This is a genomic window from Burkholderia sp. Bp8998 (assembly GCF_003854235.1).
GTDB lineage: Bacteria > Pseudomonadota > Gammaproteobacteria > Burkholderiales > Burkholderiaceae > Burkholderia.
This window is the reverse complement of the sequence record NZ_QTQF01000029.1, coordinates 93,415-110,135: the sequence shown is the minus strand read 5'-3', so window position 1 is coordinate 110,135 and position 16,721 is coordinate 93,415. Positions and strand designations below refer to the sequence as shown.

The 16,721-nt window shown below is 66.1% G+C and carries 20 protein-coding genes and 2 tRNA genes; 8 read left to right on the top strand and 14 right to left on the bottom strand.

Annotated elements, in window-relative coordinates; translation table 11 throughout:
* Positions 1–184: 184 nt before the first annotated feature.
* The 8 genes from DIE06_RS26240 to ssuD all read right to left on the bottom strand — a co-directional run bounded on the left by DIE06_RS26240 (position 185) and on the right by ssuD (position 5,295).
* A tRNA-His gene (locus DIE06_RS26240) sits at positions 185–260 on the bottom strand.
* A gap of 59 nt (positions 261–319) precedes the next feature.
* Positions 320–1,306 carry a tRNA dihydrouridine(20/20a) synthase DusA gene (gene dusA, locus DIE06_RS26235; protein WP_260433770.1) on the bottom strand — a complete coding sequence of 329 codons (987 nt, stop codon included), beginning with the start codon at positions 1,304–1,306 and terminating at the stop codon, positions 320–322.
* Between the two features lie 126 nt (positions 1,307–1,432).
* Complete coding sequence (locus DIE06_RS26230; RefSeq protein ID WP_124610691.1) at positions 1,433–1,687, bottom strand: hypothetical protein; 255 nt, start codon at positions 1,685–1,687, stop codon at positions 1,433–1,435.
* 55 nt (positions 1,688–1,742) lie between these two features.
* Complete coding sequence (locus DIE06_RS26225) at positions 1,743–1,940, bottom strand: hypothetical protein (protein WP_014897153.1); 198 nt, start codon at positions 1,938–1,940, stop codon at positions 1,743–1,745.
* Positions 1,941–2,079: 139 nt separating this feature from the next.
* Entirely contained in the window at positions 2,080–2,295 is a 216-nt protein-coding gene (locus DIE06_RS26220; protein ID WP_006400187.1) for a molybdopterin-binding protein, read from the bottom strand.
* 57 nt (positions 2,296–2,352) lie between these two features.
* The gene (locus tag DIE06_RS26215) at positions 2,353–3,312 is read right to left on the bottom strand and encodes an ATP-binding cassette domain-containing protein (protein ID WP_124663869.1); all 960 of its coding nucleotides are present in this window, start codon (positions 3,310–3,312) and stop codon (positions 2,353–2,355) included.
* Positions 3,309–4,121, bottom strand: coding sequence for an aliphatic sulfonate ABC transporter permease SsuC (gene ssuC, locus DIE06_RS26210; protein WP_124663868.1), 813 nt, complete (start codon positions 4,119–4,121; stop codon positions 3,309–3,311). The genes DIE06_RS26215 and ssuC overlap by 4 nt, the downstream gene beginning before the upstream one ends.
* Before the next feature lie 16 nt (positions 4,122–4,137).
* A complete protein-coding gene (gene ssuD / locus DIE06_RS26205; protein ID WP_124663867.1) occupies positions 4,138–5,295 on the bottom strand; it encodes an FMNH2-dependent alkanesulfonate monooxygenase in 1,158 nt (385 codons plus the stop codon).
* Positions 5,296–5,636: 341 nt separating this feature from the next.
* On the opposite strand from ssuD, the gene DIE06_RS26200 reads away from it, so the two are divergent.
* Positions 5,637–6,065: a hypothetical protein gene (locus DIE06_RS26200; protein WP_124610686.1), complete on the top strand. Its 429-nt coding sequence runs from the start codon at positions 5,637–5,639 to the stop codon at positions 6,063–6,065.
* A 120-nt stretch (positions 6,066–6,185) separates the two neighbouring features.
* On the opposite strand, the gene DIE06_RS26195 is transcribed toward DIE06_RS26200, so the two are convergent.
* From DIE06_RS26195 to DIE06_RS26185, 3 genes are read right to left on the bottom strand one after another with little or no spacing between them, the layout of a single operon-like run.
* Entirely contained in the window at positions 6,186–7,334 is a 1,149-nt protein-coding gene (locus tag DIE06_RS26195; RefSeq protein WP_124663866.1) for an enoyl-CoA hydratase/isomerase family protein, read from the bottom strand.
* A 31-nt stretch (positions 7,335–7,365) separates the two neighbouring features.
* Positions 7,366–7,704, bottom strand: a complete 339-nt coding sequence (locus DIE06_RS26190; RefSeq protein WP_034186989.1) for a multidrug efflux SMR transporter — start codon at positions 7,702–7,704, stop codon at positions 7,366–7,368.
* A gap of 3 nt (positions 7,705–7,707) precedes the next feature.
* Positions 7,708–8,205 (bottom strand): heme-degrading domain-containing protein, encoded by a 498-nt coding sequence (locus DIE06_RS26185; protein ID WP_124663865.1) that lies wholly within the window; start codon positions 8,203–8,205, stop codon positions 7,708–7,710.
* Between the two features lie 215 nt (positions 8,206–8,420).
* On the opposite strand from DIE06_RS26185, the gene DIE06_RS26180 reads away from it, so the two are divergent.
* The 7 genes from DIE06_RS26180 to DIE06_RS26150 all read left to right on the top strand — a co-directional run bounded on the left by DIE06_RS26180 (position 8,421) and on the right by DIE06_RS26150 (position 13,789).
* A tRNA-Met gene (locus DIE06_RS26180) sits at positions 8,421–8,497 on the top strand.
* Between the two features lie 172 nt (positions 8,498–8,669).
* Positions 8,670–9,215, top strand: a complete 546-nt coding sequence (locus DIE06_RS26175) for an NUDIX hydrolase (RefSeq protein ID WP_124610682.1) — start codon at positions 8,670–8,672, stop codon at positions 9,213–9,215.
* An 11-nt stretch (positions 9,216–9,226) separates the two neighbouring features.
* The gene (gene aat / locus DIE06_RS26170; RefSeq protein ID WP_124663864.1) at positions 9,227–9,991 is read left to right on the top strand and encodes a leucyl/phenylalanyl-tRNA--protein transferase; all 765 of its coding nucleotides are present in this window, start codon (positions 9,227–9,229) and stop codon (positions 9,989–9,991) included.
* Positions 9,992–10,024: 33 nt separating this feature from the next.
* Entirely contained in the window at positions 10,025–10,855 is an 831-nt protein-coding gene (locus tag DIE06_RS26165) for an arginyltransferase (protein ID WP_124663863.1), read from the top strand.
* A 183-nt stretch (positions 10,856–11,038) separates the two neighbouring features.
* Positions 11,039–12,076, top strand: coding sequence for a quinone-dependent dihydroorotate dehydrogenase (locus DIE06_RS26160; protein WP_124663862.1), 1,038 nt, complete (start codon positions 11,039–11,041; stop codon positions 12,074–12,076).
* Between the two features lie 103 nt (positions 12,077–12,179).
* The gene (locus DIE06_RS26155) at positions 12,180–12,974 is read left to right on the top strand and encodes a cystine ABC transporter substrate-binding protein (RefSeq protein ID WP_124663861.1); all 795 of its coding nucleotides are present in this window, start codon (positions 12,180–12,182) and stop codon (positions 12,972–12,974) included.
* Between the two features lie 122 nt (positions 12,975–13,096).
* Positions 13,097–13,789, top strand: a complete 693-nt coding sequence (locus DIE06_RS26150) for an amino acid ABC transporter permease (protein WP_124610677.1) — start codon at positions 13,097–13,099, stop codon at positions 13,787–13,789.
* 55 nt (positions 13,790–13,844) lie between these two features.
* Here DIE06_RS26150 and DIE06_RS26145 read toward each other — a convergent pair whose 3' ends face one another.
* The 3 genes from DIE06_RS26145 to rpiA all read right to left on the bottom strand — a co-directional run bounded on the left by DIE06_RS26145 (position 13,845) and on the right by rpiA (position 16,625).
* On the bottom strand, positions 13,845–14,831 hold the full coding sequence (locus DIE06_RS26145) for a Gfo/Idh/MocA family protein (RefSeq protein WP_124663860.1): 987 nt from the start codon (positions 14,829–14,831) through the stop codon (positions 13,845–13,847).
* A 101-nt stretch (positions 14,832–14,932) separates the two neighbouring features.
* The gene (locus tag DIE06_RS26140) at positions 14,933–15,649 is read right to left on the bottom strand and encodes a FadR/GntR family transcriptional regulator (RefSeq protein ID WP_124663859.1); all 717 of its coding nucleotides are present in this window, start codon (positions 15,647–15,649) and stop codon (positions 14,933–14,935) included.
* 283 nt (positions 15,650–15,932) lie between these two features.
* A complete protein-coding gene (rpiA, locus tag DIE06_RS26135) occupies positions 15,933–16,625 on the bottom strand; it encodes a ribose-5-phosphate isomerase RpiA (RefSeq protein WP_124663858.1) in 693 nt (230 codons plus the stop codon).
* Between the last annotated feature and the right edge of the window lie 96 nt (positions 16,626–16,721).

The following is a 16,721-nucleotide window of genomic DNA, read 5'->3' as shown; positions in this document are numbered from 1 at the left end:
TGTATGGCGTGATGGGCAGGGGCATCGGTCGCTGAATTGATGCCTCGTCGAGAGTTACGCGGTTATGCAGACCTTCCTTAAGCGACGCGGTATGTAATTCCCAATTTGGGAATTACAAAACAAAAACGGCACTGTCTTGTGGGACAGTGCCGTTTCTAACTACTGGATACCGCTCAGAATTCTTTGGGGTGGCTGATGGGACTCGAACCCACGACGACAGGAATCACAATCCTGGACTCTACCAACTGAGCTACAGCCACCACTGATACTGCTTTGGTTCTTCGCTGCTTCGTTTCGTGTTCAGCAGCGAAGAACAAGATTATACGAACACTTTTGAATCTTGCAAAGCATTTTTTTTAAAAATTTCTTCGGCGTCGTTCAGATGCGTGCGCGCCTCGTCGAACACGGCCAGATCGCCGCGCGCGAGCTTCTTGTTGTCGGACAGCACACGACGCCAGCCGCGCGCACCCGCGACGCCACGATACAACCCGAGTGCGTGCCGGACGATCGCGCCGAGATACGTGCCGCGCTTCAGTTCCGCCGCGCAGTATTCGATCAGTTTCGCCTCGGCCTCCTCGCGCGTCGGCACTGCCGCAGTCGACCCATAGAAGCGCGCATCGACGCCGGCGAGCACATACGGGTTGTGATACGCCTCGCGCCCGAGCATCACGCCGTCCACATGCTCGAGATGTTGCGCGACTTCGTCGAGCGTCTTGATCCCGCCATTGATCACGATCTCGAGCGACGGAAAATCGCGCTTCAGCTGATACGCATAGTCATACTTGAGCGTCGGGATCTCGCGGTTCTCCTTCGGCGACAACCCCTTCAGGATCGCATTGCGCGCGTGCACCACGAACGTTTCGCAGCCCGCCTCCGCCACCTTGCCGACGAAGTCCCGCACGAACGCATAATCCTCGACCGCGTCGACGCCGATCCGGTGCTTGACCGTGACCGGCACCGATACCGCATCGCGCATCGCCTTCACGCAGTCGGCAACGAGTTGCGGCTCGTTCATCAGGCACGCGCCGAACGCGCCGCGCTGCACGCGCTCGGACGGACAGCCGCAATTCAGGTTGATCTCGTCGTAGCCCCATTGCTCGCCGAGTTTCGCCGCGCGCGCGAGATCGTCCCGTTCGCTGCCGCCCAGTTGCAGCGCGACCGGCGATTCGTTCGGCGTGAACGCGAGATGCCGCTGGGCGTCGCCGAACAGCAGCGCGCCCGTGGTGATCATTTCCGTATACAGCCACGTGTCGCGCGTCAGCGTGCGATGGAACGACCGGCAATGACGGTCGGTCCAGTCGAGCATGGGCGCCACGGAAACGCGGCGGGGAGGAAGCGAGGACGGTGCGGACATGGAATTCGGGGCAGCAAGCGGCGCGGGAAACAACCCGAGATTTTACCGCAACGCGACCAGGCCGGCCCGGCAGCCTGACTAGACCGGCCCGCCCTCGCCCAGTTCGGCGTCGACGGCCCGCCGCGCCTCGTCGAGTACGCGCTCGATCACGCGCCGTTCGGTCAGCAGGATCCCATCGACTTTCACGAGCCGCCAGTCGATCCGCACGGCCGCGCCCTGCAGCACGCGGTAGTGCGCATGCTCGCCGTCCCATACCTGCTCGGTCTTCACCTCGATCTCGTAGCCGCGGTACGGCTCGCTGAAATCGCCGAGATCGCTGCCTCTCGGTTCCATCGCTCGCTCCGTGGCGACGCAGCGCCGGGCCGCCTCGGCGGCCGGCGCCGTGCGCTCAGTCGTATTCGTTAGACAAGATGGATTTGCCGTCGGCGGTCAGGTCGACACGGTCGGCCGCCGCCTGGTAGATCAGCCCTTCGTTCAGCAACGCATAGACGACATCGTCGAACGCGGCGGGGACCGGCCGGCTGTCGCCGAACTGGTCGATCCACTTCAGCGCCTCGATGGCTTCGGGAGAAAGGATGGGGGTCATGCGTTGGCCTCCGGCGTCGGTGTCGCTCCATCCTAGCACTTCGTCCGGACGCCGAATACCGCGGCAAACGCGCGACCATGAGGCCTGGCGCCACGGACGACCAGGCAGCCCGTCCGCGGCGCCGGCACCGGAAACACGTTCAGAGGCGCGCGATCGACACTTCGGTGGATTTCACGAGCGCGACGACTTCCGCGCCGACCTTCAGCTCGAGTTCGTCGACCGAGCGAGTCGTAATCACCGACGTGACGATGCCGAACGGCGTCTCGACGTCGACCTCGGACACCACGGGCCCGCGAATGATCTCCTTCACCTTGCCTTTGAACTGGTTACGCACGTTGATTGCAGTGATGCTCATCGGGTTGATCGCTCCGAAGAAAAATGTTTGAGAACGGGCGGCCGGCGCCGCCCGGATTTAAACGGCCCAGCGAATCTGCCCGACCGGTCGTACATCATCGACTTCGGGCGCCGCGCCCCGATCGCCCCCGCCCGGCCCGCCGGCGAGCACGCGTTGCAGCACGCGATCTTCCAGCGCCGCGAACGCAGCCGATGCGCGCCCACGCGGCCGGTCGAGCGGTACGGACTGATCGAGGGCGACGCGCCCTTGCTCGATCAGCAGGATCCGGTCGCCGAGCGCGACGGCCTCCTGTACGTCGTGTGTGACGAGCAGCGCGGTGAACCGATGCTCGCGCCACAACCGCTCGATCAGCGCATGCATCTCGATACGGGTCAGCGCGTCGAGCGCGCCGAGCGGCTCATCGAGCAGCAGCAGCTGCGGCCGGTGCACGAGCGCACGCGCGAGCGCGACGCGCTGCCGCTGGCCGCCCGACAGCTGCGCGGGCCAGTCGTTGGCACGCTCGAGCAGCCCGACTTCGTCGAGGACCGCCCGCGCCTGATCGCGTGCCCCGCGACCCAGGCCCAGCATCACGTTCTGCAGCACCGTCTTCCACGGCAGCAATCGGGCATCCTGGTACATGATCCGCGTGTCGAGCGTGCCGCCACGCTCGCCGCGCGTCACGAGCGCCCCGCTGCTCGGCGCTTCGAGTCCCGCGACCAGACGCAGCAGCGTGGATTTCCCGCAGCCGCTGCGGCCGACGATCGCGACGAAGCTGCCGCGCGCGATGCCGAGCTCGACGTTGTCGAGCACGGTGCGCGTGCCGAAGCGCTTGCTGACGCCCGACAGCGTCACCGCGTCGTCCTGTGCCGGGCTGCCCGTGCGCCGCCGTGCAAGCGGAACGACGGATGCACCGCCGTCCCGATCGACGATCGCCGCATCCCGTGCGTCGTCGTCCGTCACGCGCGCGTGCGCCAGTTCGGCCTCGAGGTCTGCGCCGGCGAGCGGGCCGTAGGCGGCCGCCGAAGTCGTCGCATTCATGCCTTTGCTCCTGATTGATAAGCGGGGTGCCAGCGCAGCGTCACGCGCTCGATCCATTTCGCCAGCACGTCGGCCAGCTTGCCGAGCACCGCATACAGCAGGATGCCGACCACCACCACATCGGTTTGCAGGAATTCGCGCGCGTTCATCGTCATGTAGCCGATGCCCGACTGCGCGGAAATCGTTTCCGCGACGATCAGCATCACCCACATCAGCCCGAGCGCGAAGCGCACGCCGACGAGGATCGACGGCAATGCGCCGGGCAGGATCACGTCGCGATACAGCGCGAAGCCGCGCACGCCGTAGCTCTTCGCCATCTCGATCAGGTTCGCGTCGACCGAGCGGATCCCGTGATACGTGTTGATGTAGACCGGAAAGAACACGCCCAGCGCGACGAGGAACAGCTTCGCCTTCTCGTCGATGCCGAACCACAGGATCACGAGCGGAATCATCGCGAGCGCGGGGATGTTGCGGATCATCTGGATCGTTGAATCGAGCGCGACCTCCGCCGCTTTCGACAGGCCGGTCGCGAGCCCGAGCGCCAGGCCGACGCCACCGCCGATCGCGAAGCCGAACAGCGCGCGCCAGGTACTGACCTTCACGTTCGCCCACATCTCGCCCGACGTCACGAGCGACCACGCGGCACGCACGACCGCCACCGGCTCGGGCAGCACGCGGGTCGACAGCCAGCCGACGCGCGCGCCGGCCTCCCATGCGGCCAGCAGCGCGAGCGGCACGAGCCACGGCGCGATGCCGCGCCAGGCGCGGGCGGCCACGGCGGCGCCCGTCGTCGACGTTTTCGTTGTCATCGCAGGCCTCCTTCGTTCAGCTCTGGCTTGCCTTCGGCAAGTAGTTGTTGCCGACGATCTCGCCGAACGGCCCCGACAGCGGGCCGGACGGCCGCGCCGCACCGTTGCCCTTGATCAGCGGGAACACGAGTTCGGCGAAACGGTACGACTCCTCGAGGTGCGGATAGCCGGACAGGATGAACGTCTCGATGCCGAGATCCGCGTATTCGCGCATGCGTTCCGCGACCTGCTCGGGGTTGCCGACGAGTGCGGTGCCCGCGCCACCGCGCACGAGGCCGACACCGGCCCACAGATTCGGATACACCTCGAGGGCCTCGCGGCCACCGCGCTTGCCGCCGTGCAGCGCGGCCATCCGGCGCTGGCCTTCCGAATCCATGTTCGCGAATGCCTTCTGCGCGCGGGCGATCGTCTCGTCGTCGAGACGGCTGATCAGGCGCTCTGCATCGCGCCACGCTTCGTCCTCGGTCTCGCGCACGATCACGTGCAGGCGGATGCCGAACCTGATCTTGCGGCCGCGCGCCTCGGCGCGGGCTCGGATGTCGGCGATCTTCTTCGCGACGGCCTCGGGCGGCTCGCCCCAGGTCAGATAGGTGTCGATGTGATCCGCGGCGATCGCGTGCGCGGCCGGCGACGATCCGCCGAACCACAACGGCGGATGCGGGTGCTGCACGGGTGGATACAGCGCCTTGCCGCCCTTCGACTGAAGGTGCTTGCCGATGTAGTCGAACCCGCCGTTGTCGTGCGATGCGGACAGCAGCCCGCGCCAGATGTTCAGGAAGTCGTCGGTGATTTCATAGCGCGTATCGTGATCGGCGAACAGTCCGTCGCCTTCGAGCTCGGCGGCATCGCCGCCCGTCACGACGTTGATCAGCAGGCGGCCGCCCGACAGACGGTCGAACGTCGCGGCCATCCGCGCCGCAAGGCCGGGCGATGCGATGCCGGGACGCACGGCGACCAGGAATTTCAGACGCTGCGTCGCCGGAATCAGGCTCGACGCGACGACCCACGCATCCTCGCAGGAACGGCCGGTCGGCAGCAGCACGCCTTCATAGCCGAGCGTGTCGGCCGCGACGGCGATCTGCTTGAAATAATCGTAATCCGCGGCGCGCGCGCCTTCGGCGGTGCCGAGGTAACGGCTGTCGCCGTGCGTGGGAATAAACCAGAAAACGTTCATCTGCTGCTCCTGCTTGACTGTCCTTGCCGGAATCTGGATAAAACGAGGCCCTGCTCGCGTCGCGAATGAGCGACGCATGCATGGTGAGCGTTCGAATCGGGATGGCTCGCCGGTCAGGCCGTGCCGCGGGCGAGTACGCGATTGCACGGCTGTTTCTGGGAAATCAGTCTAGGGATCGGTGCAGGGCTTTGGAACGATTTTTTTGAGCTTAGGTTTTCCGCTTTCGTGATTAGCACGACGCTCCAGCGAATATCGCGTCGGCCGGGCCCTATAATGACGCACCTATCCGAATAACATCGCGCGGACAGCCCCGGCCGGCCGCGCCCGCAATGCACTCATCGATGCAGAAAGTCATCCTGCCGTTCCTGTCCGGCTTCCTGGCCGCCCTCTTCTTTCGCGAAGCGACGCTCGCGCTCCTGCACACGGCCGACCTGATCGCCGCCGCCGGGTTCTCCACGCAACCGTTCGCGCCGCTCGGCATTCCTGAATTTGTCGCGAACGCGCTGATCAGTGCGTGCTGCGCGATCCCGATGGCGTGGCTGCTGCGCGTGTCGCCCGACCGCGAAGCGCCGTGGATCGGCGCGCTGGTGTTCGGCGGCATCGTGCTGACGGCCGCCCGCGTGTTCGCGATCGATCCGCTGCGCGGGATCTGGCCGTCGGGCAACATGATGCCGGTGCTCGCGGCCGGTTTCGCGGCGAACGCTGTATGGGGCTTCGGCGCGCTCGTGTTCATGCGCGCGTTCATGTCGGATGACGCCGGCGACGAATAATGCGCGACTTGCGGCGAGGCCCCGGCCCGCCGTCGCCGAGCCGGATCGGCATCCGCAAATGAGAAGGCCGCCTGCACATGCAGGCGGCCTTCATGCTTTTCGCTTCGATACCGCGGCCCGTCAGTCCTTCAGGTCGCGCAGCGGATGTGTGTCGGGCGTCCACGGGCTGTCGAACATCGCGAGCACGTCGGCCCGGTCGATATCGGCAGTCGACTTGAAGCGCCAGACCGGCTGGTTGTCCTTGTCGACGATCAGCGCGCGCACGCCTTCGATCACGTCGCCGTGCGCGAACGTCGAACGCGTGAGGTCGAGATCGCGCCGCAGGCAATCGGCCATCGTCGCACCGCGCGCCCGTTCGACGACTTCGAGCGACACGGCCATCGACAGCGGCGACAGCTGGCTGCGCATCGCGTGCGTCGCCTTCTCGACCCATCCGTCGACTGCGGCGCAATCCTGCTCGGCGTCGAGCGACGTAAGGATCGCACCGATATCGGCTTGCGCGAAATGCCGGTCGATCCCGGCACGCGCGTCGGCCAGCGCCGACGTGTCGGGCGTCGGCACGACCTTGTGCGCGGCAGCCGCGTCGGCCACGCATGCGACGGCCTGCGCACCGTTGTCGATGCGCGCGCCGCGCAGCGTATCGAGCAGTGCCGGCAGCGCGGCATCGGGCAGGTACACGTCGGCGAGCTGCGCATACAGCGCGCCGGCCGCGTCCAGCGTCGCGCCGGTCACCGCGAGATAGCGGCCGATCGCGCCCGGCGTGCGCGCGAGGAACCAGCTCATCCCGACGTCCGGGAACAGGCCGATGCGCGTTTCGGGCATCGCCATCTTCGTCGAATCGGTGACCACACGCAGGCCGCCCGTATGCCGCGCCGCCTGCGAAATGCCCATGCCGCCCCCCATCACGACGCCGTGCATCAACGCGATGTACGGTTTCGGAAAGGTGAAGATCGTATGGTTGAGCGTGTATTCCTCGATGAAGAACGTGTCGACCGCATCGCGGTCGCCGCGCTGCCACGCTTCGTGGAAGAAGCGCACGTCGCCGCCCGCGCAGAACGCGCGCGGATGCGGGCTGTGCACGACGACGGCGACTACCTCCGTGTCGTCGCGCCACGCATCGAGCGCCTGCTGCATCAGGCGGATCATCCCGACCGACAGCGCGTTCAGCGCCTTCGGCCGGTTTAGTTCGAGATAGCCGATACGGTTCGCGACATGCGCGCGCACGTCGGGCTGGGCGGCTTCGGCGGAAGCGGCAGTGGAATCGGTCATGTGAGCCATCCGGCGTATCGCGGGCGCACGCTCAGTGCGCCTGCATCTTCGAGAACAGGTTCAGCACCACGACGCCCGAGATGATCAGCCCAAGGCCGATCACGGCCGGCAGGTCCGGCACCTGGCGATAGAGCAGCATCGCGACGAGCGTGATCAGCACGATGCCGGCACCCGACCACACCGCATAGATGATGCCGACGGGCATCGTGCGCAGCGTGAGCGACAGACAGTAGAACGCGATGCCGTAACCGGCCACGACGAGCGCAGACGGCCAGAAGCGCGTGAAGCCGTCCGCCGCACGCAGCGCGGACGTGCCGACCACTTCCGCGACGATCGCGATCGCGAGCCATGCGTAACCCGGAAGCTGCATCGCTCAGCTCCTTGCAAGTGCCAGCACGGCATAGTCCTGCCCGAGCTCGGCGCACAGCGCTTCGACGACGAACTCGTGATCCGCGCGCTGCGGCAGCCCCGATGCGGTGATCGAGCCGATCACGCCGGCCCCCGCGACGGTCAGCGGAAACGCGCCGCCGTGCGGCGAATATTCGGAGATCGGCAGCCCGTGCTTGTCCGCGAGCGTCGCGCCGGCCTGCTGCATGCGCAGGCCGATCGCATACGAGCTGCGGCGAAAATGCGCGACGACGTTGCGCTTGCGCCGCACCCAGTCGGCGTTGTCGGGCGTCGCGCCGGCGAGCGCCGCGTAGAACATCGGCTGGCCGAACGTGACGATGTCGATCGCGATCGCATGGCCGCGCGACGTCGCGAGTGCATGCATCCGGTTGCCGAGCGCCCAGGCACGAGCCGGGTCGAAATAGGGAAACACGAGCGCCTGTTCCTGCGCGCCGATCGATTGCAGATCGTGAGCGATGTCCATGAATCCGTCGATGCAGTAGTGAGTGTTGCAACGGCACCGACGCGCTTCGCGCACGACTCCGCTGCGGGAATGAACGACACAAGCAAACCGCACGATTCTAGCGCACGCGCCTGCCGTACCGGCCCTGCAAGCGTCCCGTCCGCGATTGCAGCGCGATTGTCAGAAAGTGCTTGCAAGCATTCGGGTTAGTCCATATAATTCAATTCTTCGACGGACGCGGGGTGGAGCAGTCTGGCAGCTCGTCGGGCTCATAACCCGAAGGTCGTAGGTTCAAATCCTACCCCCGCAACCAACGTCCCGATTCATGCAAAAAGCCCGGCTCCATGCCGGGCTTTTTGTTTTTCGGCGCGCGATTGCGCGCATCGCACGTTGCGCTTCGCGGCGCACGCCGCGCACATGCGCTCGCGTTCGAGAATGCCCCGCCCCGGTGATACACTCGCATCACCTCGTCCCTTCCACTCGTCATGAAATTCTGCTCCGTCTGCGGTCACGAAGTCATCGCGCGCATTCCTCCGGGCGACAACCGCGAGCGCTTCATCTGCGATCACTGCGGCACGATCCACTACCAGAATCCGCGCAACGTGGTCGGCACGGTGCCGGTCTGGGGCGATCAGGTCCTGCTGTGCCGTCGCGCGATCGAACCACGCTACGGTTTCTGGACGCTGCCGGCAGGCTTCATGGAAATGGGTGAGACAACGGCCGAGGCCGCCGCGCGCGAAACGCTCGAGGAAGCCGGCGCGCGCGTCGAGGTGCAGAACCTGTTCACGCTGCTCAACGTGCCGCACGTGCATCAGGTCCACCTGTTCTATCTGGCGCGGCTCACCGATCCGGCTTACGAGGCCGGCGAGGAAAGCCTCGAAGTCAAGCTGTTCGACGAAGCCGACATTCCGTGGGACGAAATTGCGTTCCCGACCGTCAGCCAGACGCTGCGCTTCTTCTTCGCCGATCGCGCCGCCGGCGGCTACGGCGTCCACACCGGCGATATCTTCCGCTCGCTGCGCAACGGCTGAGTCCGCGCCCCATGGTCCCCTGGCTCGGCCCGGACGATCCGTTTCCGCCTGTCGAACGCGCGCTCGGCCCCGCGACCGGCGCACCGGGGCTGCTCGCCGCGAGCGCCGACCTGCTGCCGTCCCGCCTGATCGACGCCTACCTGCGCGGCATCTTCCCGTGGTATTCGGACGGCCAGCCCGTGCTGTGGTGGAGCCCCGACCCGCGGATGATCCTCGCGCCGGCCGAATTCAAGGTGTCCCCGTCGCTGCGCAAGACGCTCAAACGCGTGCTGCGCGACCCCGCGTGGGAAGTACGCGTCGACCATGACTTTCCGGGCGTGATGCGCGCGTGCGCGCAGGCGCCGCGCCGCGGGCAGCGCGGCACCTGGATCACGGCCGAGATCATCGACGCGTATACGTCGCTCTACCGCTCCGGCAATGCGCACAGCATCGAGACGTGGCACGACGGACGCCGCGTGGGCGGCCTCTACGGCGTCGCGTTCGGGCGCATGTTTTTCGGCGAGTCGATGTACGCCGATGCCACCGATGCGTCGAAGATCGCGCTGGCAACGCTCGTCGCCCACCTTCGCGAGCAGGGGCTGGAGATGATAGACTGCCAGCAGAATACGTCGCATCTAGCGTCGCTCGGCGGCCGCGAGATCGCACGCAAGGCCTTTGTTGCTCACGTGCGCCGCGCGGTAGCCGAACCGCCGATTCCGTGGCAGTTCGACAAGCGCGTGCTCGCTGCGCTGACGGGCCCCGCCGAACCGGCGGCCCCCTCCGGAATCGAGCGCTAGCGCGGCACTCCCTCCCTGCATCGAGAGCTGCCCATGACTCACCCGACTGAGCTGCCGCTTTCACCGCTTTCGGCGCTGCAATTCTATGCAACGGCGCCCTATCCGTGCAGCTATCTGGACGGCCGCGTCGCGCGCTCGCAAGTCGCGACGCCGAGCCACCTGATCAACTCCGACATCTATACCGAGCTCGTGAAGGCCGGCTTCCGGCGCTCGGGCGTGTTCACCTATCGCCCGTACTGCGACGGCTGCCGTGCCTGCGTGCCGGTGCGCGTGCCGGTCGGCGCGTTCACGCCGTCGCGCACGCAACGCCGGATGTGGAAGCGGCACCGCACGCTCGTCGCGACGGTCTCGCCGCTGCACTACGACGAGGAGCACTACGCGCTCTACATGCGCTACCAGTCGGCGCGCCACGCAGGCGGCGGCATGGATCGCGACAGCCGCGACCAGTACGAACAGTTCCTGCTGCAGAGCCGGATCAATTCGCGCCTCGTCGAATTCCGCGACCTCGATGCACCGGGCGGCGAGCCCGGCAAGCTGCGCATGGTCAGCATGATCGACATCCTCGGCGACGGACTGTCGTCGGTCTACACGTTCTTCGAACCCGACGACCAGCACACGAGCTACGGCACCTACAACATCCTGTGGCAGATCGAGCAGGCGAAGAGCCTCGGCCTGCCGTACGTGTATCTCGGCTACTGGATTCGCGAGAGCCCGAAGATGGCCTACAAGGCGAACTTCCATCCGCTCGAAGGGCTGCTCGACGGCCGCTGGAAAGTGCTCGATCCCGATCGGGTCGACCTGCCGCCGGTCGACGCTGCACTGGCTCGCGCGCCGTTGCCGGGCGGACATTCCGGGTCGGGTTGACGGGCCGCCCCGCGGCGCGGCTTCGCGGCTTGCAACGGGCACTGTTTCTGCCCATGCACGGGCCACCGCACCACCACACGAGAACTGCCACCGCCGGCACGTGCGAAGCGAAGCCCGCCCTTGCCGCGCAACTCCCGGTAAAATAGCGGGTTGTCATTCATTCCGGCCGTCCGCCCAATTCCCGTGTTCAGTTCCCTCTACCCGCTGGCCCGCGCATCCCTGTTCAAGATGGATGCGGAAGACGCCCACCACCTCACGCTGCGCGCGCTCGGCGCGGCCGGCCGCACCGGCCTCGCCTGTGCGCTGTCGGCTCGCGTGCCTGATGCGCCGCGCACCGTGATGGGGCTCACGTTCCGCAACCCGGTCGGTCTCGCCGCCGGCCTCGACAAGGACGGCGCGGCCATCGACGGCCTCGCGTCGCTCGGCTTCGGTTTCATCGAGGTCGGCACGGTCACGCCGCGCCCGCAGCCGGGCAACCCGCGCCCGCGGATGTTCCGCCTGCCGCAGGCCGACGCGCTGATCAACCGGATGGGCTTCAACAACCACGGCGTCGACCAGTTCGTGAAGAACGTCCAGGCGGCCCGCTATCGCGGCATTCTCGGCCTGAACATCGGCAAGAATGCCGACACGCCGATCGAACGCGCCGCGGAAGACTATCTCTACTGCCTCGAGCGCGTGTATCCGTTCGCGAGCTACGTGACGATCAACATTTCGTCGCCGAACACGAAGAACCTGCGCCAGCTGCAGGGCGCGGGCGAACTCGATGCGCTGCTCGCCGCATTGAAGGACAAGCAGCAGCGTCTCGCCGACCTGCACGGCAAGCTCGTGCCGCTCGCGCTGAAGATCGCGCCCGATCTCGACGACGAACAGGTCAAGGAAATCGGCGACACGCTGCTGCGCCACAAGATCGAAGCGGTCATCGCCACCAACACGACGCTGTCGCGCGCGGCCGTGCAGGGCCTACCGCACGCGGACGAAGCCGGCGGCCTGTCGGGCCGCCCGGTGTTCGACGCGTCGAACGAAGTAATCCGCAAGCTGCATGCCGAAGTCGGCAGCGCGGTGCCGATCATCGGCGTCGGCGGCATCTTCTCGGGCGAGGACGCGCGCACGAAGCTCGCGGCCGGCGCGTCGCTCGTCCAGCTGTACACAGGCTTCATCTATCGCGGCCCCGCGCTCGTGGCCGAATGCGTGAAGGCCATCGCGCGCGATGGCACCGCGTAATATAGCCATAAACAAACGATATTTAGTGGCCGATTGCTTTTTTGCTATGATCGACCCCACTGTCAGAATCAAGCGCCCCGCTGGGGGCAAGGAAACTCACACGATGAAAATTTCGCTGCTGAAGAAGCTGCTGGTCGCCGGCCTGATCGGCACGTCGTTCGCCGCCGCCACCGCGCATGCGGCCGACCTCCTCGACCAGGTGAAGCAACGCGGCACGCTGCGCGTCGGCCTCGAAGGCACGTTCCCGCCGTTCAACTCGAAGAACCCGCAAGGCGAACTCGTCGGCTTCGACGTCGACATCGCGAAGGCTATCGCCGCGAAGCTCGGCGTGAAGGTCGAGTTCGTCACGACCGAATGGAGCGGCATCATCGCGGGCCTGCAGGCCGGCAAGTTCGACGTGATCGCCAACCAGGTCGGCATCACCGACAAGCGCAAGGAAACGCTGGACTTCTCGCCCGCGTACACGTACTCATCCGCGCAGCTGATCCAGCGCAAGGACGACACGCGCCAGTTCAAGTCGCTCGAGGACCTGAAGGGCAAGAAGCTCGGCGTCGCGCTCGGCACGAACTACATGGACATGGCGAAGTCGGTTCCCGGCATCGACGTGAAGACGTACCCGGGCGCGCCCGAGTACCTGCGCGACCTCGCGGCCGGCCGTCTCGACGCGGCGCTGAACGACCGCCTGATGCTCGCGTACCTGACGAAGAACTCGCAGCTGCCGCTGCGCCCGGGCTCGAACGTCGGCTCCGCGAATCCGTCGGGCATCCCGTTCAAGAAAGGCAACCCGAAGTTCCAGAAGGCGATCGACGACGCGATGGCGCAACTCGAAGCCGACGGCACGTTCACGAAGATCTCGGACACGTGGTTCGGCATCGACGTGACGAAGCCGGTCAAGTAAGCACGCCTCTGCTTCCCGCCTGACGGCGGGCCGGAAAGGGCGGCATCCGAAACGATGCCGCCCTTTGTTTTATTAGTCCGGTTTATGATTGCGCTTTCGCGCACGCATTCGATTCGTATTCCATGTCGACAACGTCCCTGCTCGTCCAATCGCTGCCGGTACTCGCCCAGGGTGCCGTACTGACCGTCAAGTTCGCCGTGCTGTCGATGGTGTTCGGCCTGCTCGGCGCCGTCGTGCTCGCGATGATGGGCATCCGGCAAAGCGAGCCGCTCGAAGGCTTCGAGCGCATCTGGGTCAACGCGCTCGCGGGGCTCGCGCGCGCGTATGTGAGCCTGATGCGCGGCACGCCGCTGCTCGTGCAGATCTTCGTCATCTATTACGGGCTGCCGAGCCTCGGTATCTCGCTCGATCCGACGCCGGCCGGCGTGATCGCGCTGTCCGCGAACGTCGCCGCCTACATGTCGGAAAGCATGCGCGGTGCAATCAACGGCATCGCGCGCGGCCAATGGCTGGCCGCATACAGCCTCGGGCTGTCGTGGGGGCAGACGCTGCGCTACGTGATCGGCCCGCAGGCGCTGCGCATCGCGGTGCCGAGCCTGTCGAACAGCCTGATCAGCCTGATCAAGGACACGTCGCTCGTGTCGGTCATCACCGTGACCGAGCTGCTGCGCAGCGCCCAGGAAGTGATCGCGGCGACCTACCAGCCGTTGCCGCTGTACCTGGCCGCCGCCGCTGTCTACTGGGTGCTGTGCCAGATCCTCGAATGGGTCCAGCGCTGGTACGAAAAGCGCCTGTCGCTGCCCGCGCGGCACTGAGCATGTTGCACCGCCCGCCGGGGCGCGGATGCGCGCCCGGCCCCGTCTTTCCCGCCTACTCGCCCGAATAGCGCACGCCGAGCGCCGCGCGTGCCGCGTCGGTCATCGCGATCATCCGTCGCGAATGGTCGTGGGTCATGATCGGGCTCTCGAGTTCGCCCGCGCGCAGCAGATCGCAGAAATGCGCGGTCTCGTAGTTCAGACCGCCGCCGTCGACCGGTGCATCGAGTTCGACGATACGCCCGTCGGCATAGCGAATCGTCGCCCGTGCGGGGTTCCACCACTTCTCGTGAATGGTCACGTGCCCGCCCGCCGCCGCGATCAGCGCATCGCCGCGGCCCATCACGTCCAGCCCGCAAAAGAGCTGCGCAATGCCGCCGTTCGCGTGACGGGTGTTCACGCTCGCGAACACGTCGACGCCCGTCGTGCCGATGCGGCCGAGCGTCTGCACGTCGAGTGCGGCGCCGAGCCAGTCGACCGCGAGAAACGCTTCGTAGATCCCGATGTCGAGCAGCGCGCCGCCGGCGCGATCGAGACGATAGACGGAATGATCGTCCGGCACCGACGACGATGCGCAGCCCGCGCGCACGAGTCTGATCTCGCCGATCGGATCGTCATGCAGGTGCGCGCGCAACTGACGGTACAGCGGAAAGAATGGCGGCTTCATTGCTTCCATGAAGAGCCGTCCGGCAGCGCGTGCCGTCTCGAGCACGGCGTCGAGTTGCGTCGCGTTCAGCGTCGCGGGTTTTTCGCACAGCACGGCCTTGCCGGCGGCGAGCGCCGCTTGCGCGTAGTGCGCGTGACTGTCATGGAGGGTCGCGATATAGATCGCGTCGATGTCGCTCGCGAGAAGCACGTCGAGGCTGGCGGCGGGCGTACCGCCGCAGTTGTCGCAGAAGGCGGTTGCCGCGTCGGCGCGGCGTGCCCACACACCGGCGAGCGTGGCACCCGGCACGTGAGCGAGGCTTTGCGCGAAACGTCGTGCGATGCTGCCTGCGCCGACGATGCCGAAGCGCACCGGGCGGTTGTCGAGGTCGTTCATCCGGATCTTCCGTGTCGGTCGTATGACGGTGGCCGGCACGCTGCCGGCCGACCGTCATGATAAACGGCTCGCCGGCTCAGGGATAAACGACGCGTGCCGATTCAGGCACGCACGGGCACGTCAACGGAAAAATCGCGCGAGATCTCGTCGGCGCTGAAATCGATCAGGGCGAGCGACGCCGCTTCGGCTTCGCGCGGATCGCGCCGTTCGATCGCATCGACGACGCGCGCGTGCGCCTTCATCGCGATGTCGTGCGCACCATCCTTCTGCACGACGCGCGGATTCACGAGACGCACCGCGCCGCGCACGATCGCCGCCATCTGCTGGAAGAACTGATTGCCGCTCGCCTGGACGATCCGCGTGTGCAGCAGCTCGTCCGCCGTGTCGTAACCGGGGTCGCCCGGCTGCAACACCTTGAACGCCTCGAACGCCTCGCGGATGCCCGCGATGTCGACCGCCGTCGCACGGACGGCCGCCTGCGCGGTCGCGCGCGGTTCGATCAGCATCCGGAATTCGATGACGTCGCGCATGAACTGCGGATCCGGCTTCGCACGAAACCGCCAGCTCACCACGTCTTCATCGATCATGCGCCAGTCGCGCATCGGTCGAACGCGCGTACCGACTTTCGGACGCACGTCGAGCATGTCGCGCGCAAGCAACATCGACAATGCTTCGCGCATCACCGTACGGCTCACGTCGAACTCTTTCGACAGCACGTCCTGCGGCGGCAGAATGCCGCCGTACTTGTCCTCGACGATACCCGCGACAAGCCCATCCATCACTTTGGCGACCAGTGACCGGTCTTTGCCCTGCTCCATGACACCTCCCCGTGCGTCGATTTGCGAACACCTGCTCCGCAGTTCCGCCGGCCCTGGTTACGACTGTTCTTATGATCTATAAGTTGATGAGTTCGGGGATATTTCGCTATCTGGTAAACACCTGACAGGGTTATCCCTCTTTTTGACGGGGTGATTTATAAGACTTCAAAAAAGGCCCGGAAAGCGCTCTGCGCTTGCCGGGCCGCGGTTTTTGCCAAATTTAAACATGCAATCCGTTACGGCATCCTGACGCCATTACGGACTGCTTCTCATTCAGTTTCAATTAACCGGGATAAACAATCGTTTCAACGCCGTTTGCCGTGCCGAGCAGACACAGATTCGCGCCGCGCTCGGCGAACAGGCCGACCGTCACGACGCCCGGCCATGCGTTGACCTGCGCTTCGAAACCGCGCGGATCGGCGATCTGCAGCCCCTTCACGTCGATGATTTCGTTGCCGTTGTCGGTGATGTAGGGCGCGCCGTCCTTCGTCACGCGCAGCACCGGCACGCCGCCGAGTGCGGTCACGCGGCGGCCGATCGCCGTGCGTGCCATCGGCACGACCTCGATCGGCAGCGGGAAGGCGCCGAGCACCGGCACGCGCTTGCTGCCGTCCGCGATGCAGACGAACGTATCGGCCACCGACGCGACGATCTTCTCGCGCGTCAGCGCACCGCCGCCGCCCTTGATCATTGCACCGCTTGCGTCGATTTCGTCGGCACCGTCGACGTACACCTGCAGCGATTCGACCTCGTTCAGGTCGAACACCTTGATGCCGTGCGATTTCAGGCGCTCGGTCGTCGCGATCGAGCTCGACACGGCGCCGCGATAGCGCGATTTGACGGCCGCGAGCGCGTCGATGAAGCAGTTGGCGGTCGAGCCGGTGCCGACGCCGATCACGGCGCCTTCCGGCACGTTCTGGATCACATAATCGGCGGCCGCCTGGCCGACCAGGCGTTTGAGTTCGTCTTGAGTCATGGGGTGGGAATACAGCGGGATTGCGGAAAACCGCCAGTTTACCGGACTCGGAAGACGGCCCGGGCTTTTTCGGTGCGGGTGCCGGCGGTGCGATCG

Excerpts from the sequence above, each read along its gene's own strand:
- DIE06_RS26140 (WP_124663859.1), bottom strand. The coding sequence starts at position 15,649 with ATGGAGCAGGGCAAAGACCGGTCACTGGTCGCCAAAGTGATGGATGGG.
- DIE06_RS26155 (WP_124663861.1), top strand. The coding sequence starts at position 12,180 with ATGAAAATTTCGCTGCTGAAGAAGCTGCTGGTCGCCGGCCTGATCGGC.
- DIE06_RS26190 (WP_034186989.1), bottom strand. The coding sequence starts at position 7,704 with ATGCAGCTTCCGGGTTACGCATGGCTCGCGATCGCGATCGTCGCGGAA.
- aat (WP_124663864.1), top strand. The coding sequence starts at position 9,227 with ATGGTCCCCTGGCTCGGCCCGGACGATCCGTTTCCGCCTGTCGAACGC.
- DIE06_RS26225 (WP_014897153.1), bottom strand. The coding sequence starts at position 1,940 with ATGACCCCCATCCTTTCTCCCGAAGCCATCGAGGCGCTGAAGTGGATC.
- ssuC (WP_124663868.1), bottom strand. The coding sequence starts at position 4,121 with ATGACAACGAAAACGTCGACGACGGGCGCCGCCGTGGCCGCCCGCGCC.
- DIE06_RS26175 (WP_124610682.1), top strand. The coding sequence starts at position 8,670 with ATGAAATTCTGCTCCGTCTGCGGTCACGAAGTCATCGCGCGCATTCCT.
- dusA (WP_260433770.1), bottom strand. The coding sequence starts at position 1,306 with ATGCTCGACTGGACCGACCGTCATTGCCGGTCGTTCCATCGCACGCTG.
- DIE06_RS26145 (WP_124663860.1), bottom strand. The coding sequence starts at position 14,831 with ATGAACGACCTCGACAACCGCCCGGTGCGCTTCGGCATCGTCGGCGCA.
- DIE06_RS26185 (WP_124663865.1), bottom strand. The coding sequence starts at position 8,205 with ATGGACATCGCTCACGATCTGCAATCGATCGGCGCGCAGGAACAGGCG.
- DIE06_RS26230 (WP_124610691.1), bottom strand. The coding sequence starts at position 1,687 with ATGGAACCGAGAGGCAGCGATCTCGGCGATTTCAGCGAGCCGTACCGC.
- rpiA (WP_124663858.1), bottom strand. The coding sequence starts at position 16,625 with ATGACTCAAGACGAACTCAAACGCCTGGTCGGCCAGGCGGCCGCCGAT.
- DIE06_RS26220 (WP_006400187.1), bottom strand. The coding sequence starts at position 2,295 with ATGAGCATCACTGCAATCAACGTGCGTAACCAGTTCAAAGGCAAGGTG.
- ssuD (WP_124663867.1), bottom strand. The coding sequence starts at position 5,295 with ATGAACGTTTTCTGGTTTATTCCCACGCACGGCGACAGCCGTTACCTC.
- DIE06_RS26200 (WP_124610686.1), top strand. The coding sequence starts at position 5,637 with ATGCAGAAAGTCATCCTGCCGTTCCTGTCCGGCTTCCTGGCCGCCCTC.
- DIE06_RS26215 (WP_124663869.1), bottom strand. The coding sequence starts at position 3,312 with ATGAATGCGACGACTTCGGCGGCCGCCTACGGCCCGCTCGCCGGCGCA.
- DIE06_RS26165 (WP_124663863.1), top strand. The coding sequence starts at position 10,025 with ATGACTCACCCGACTGAGCTGCCGCTTTCACCGCTTTCGGCGCTGCAA.
- DIE06_RS26195 (WP_124663866.1), bottom strand. The coding sequence starts at position 7,334 with ATGACCGATTCCACTGCCGCTTCCGCCGAAGCCGCCCAGCCCGACGTG.
- DIE06_RS26150 (WP_124610677.1), top strand. The coding sequence starts at position 13,097 with ATGTCGACAACGTCCCTGCTCGTCCAATCGCTGCCGGTACTCGCCCAG.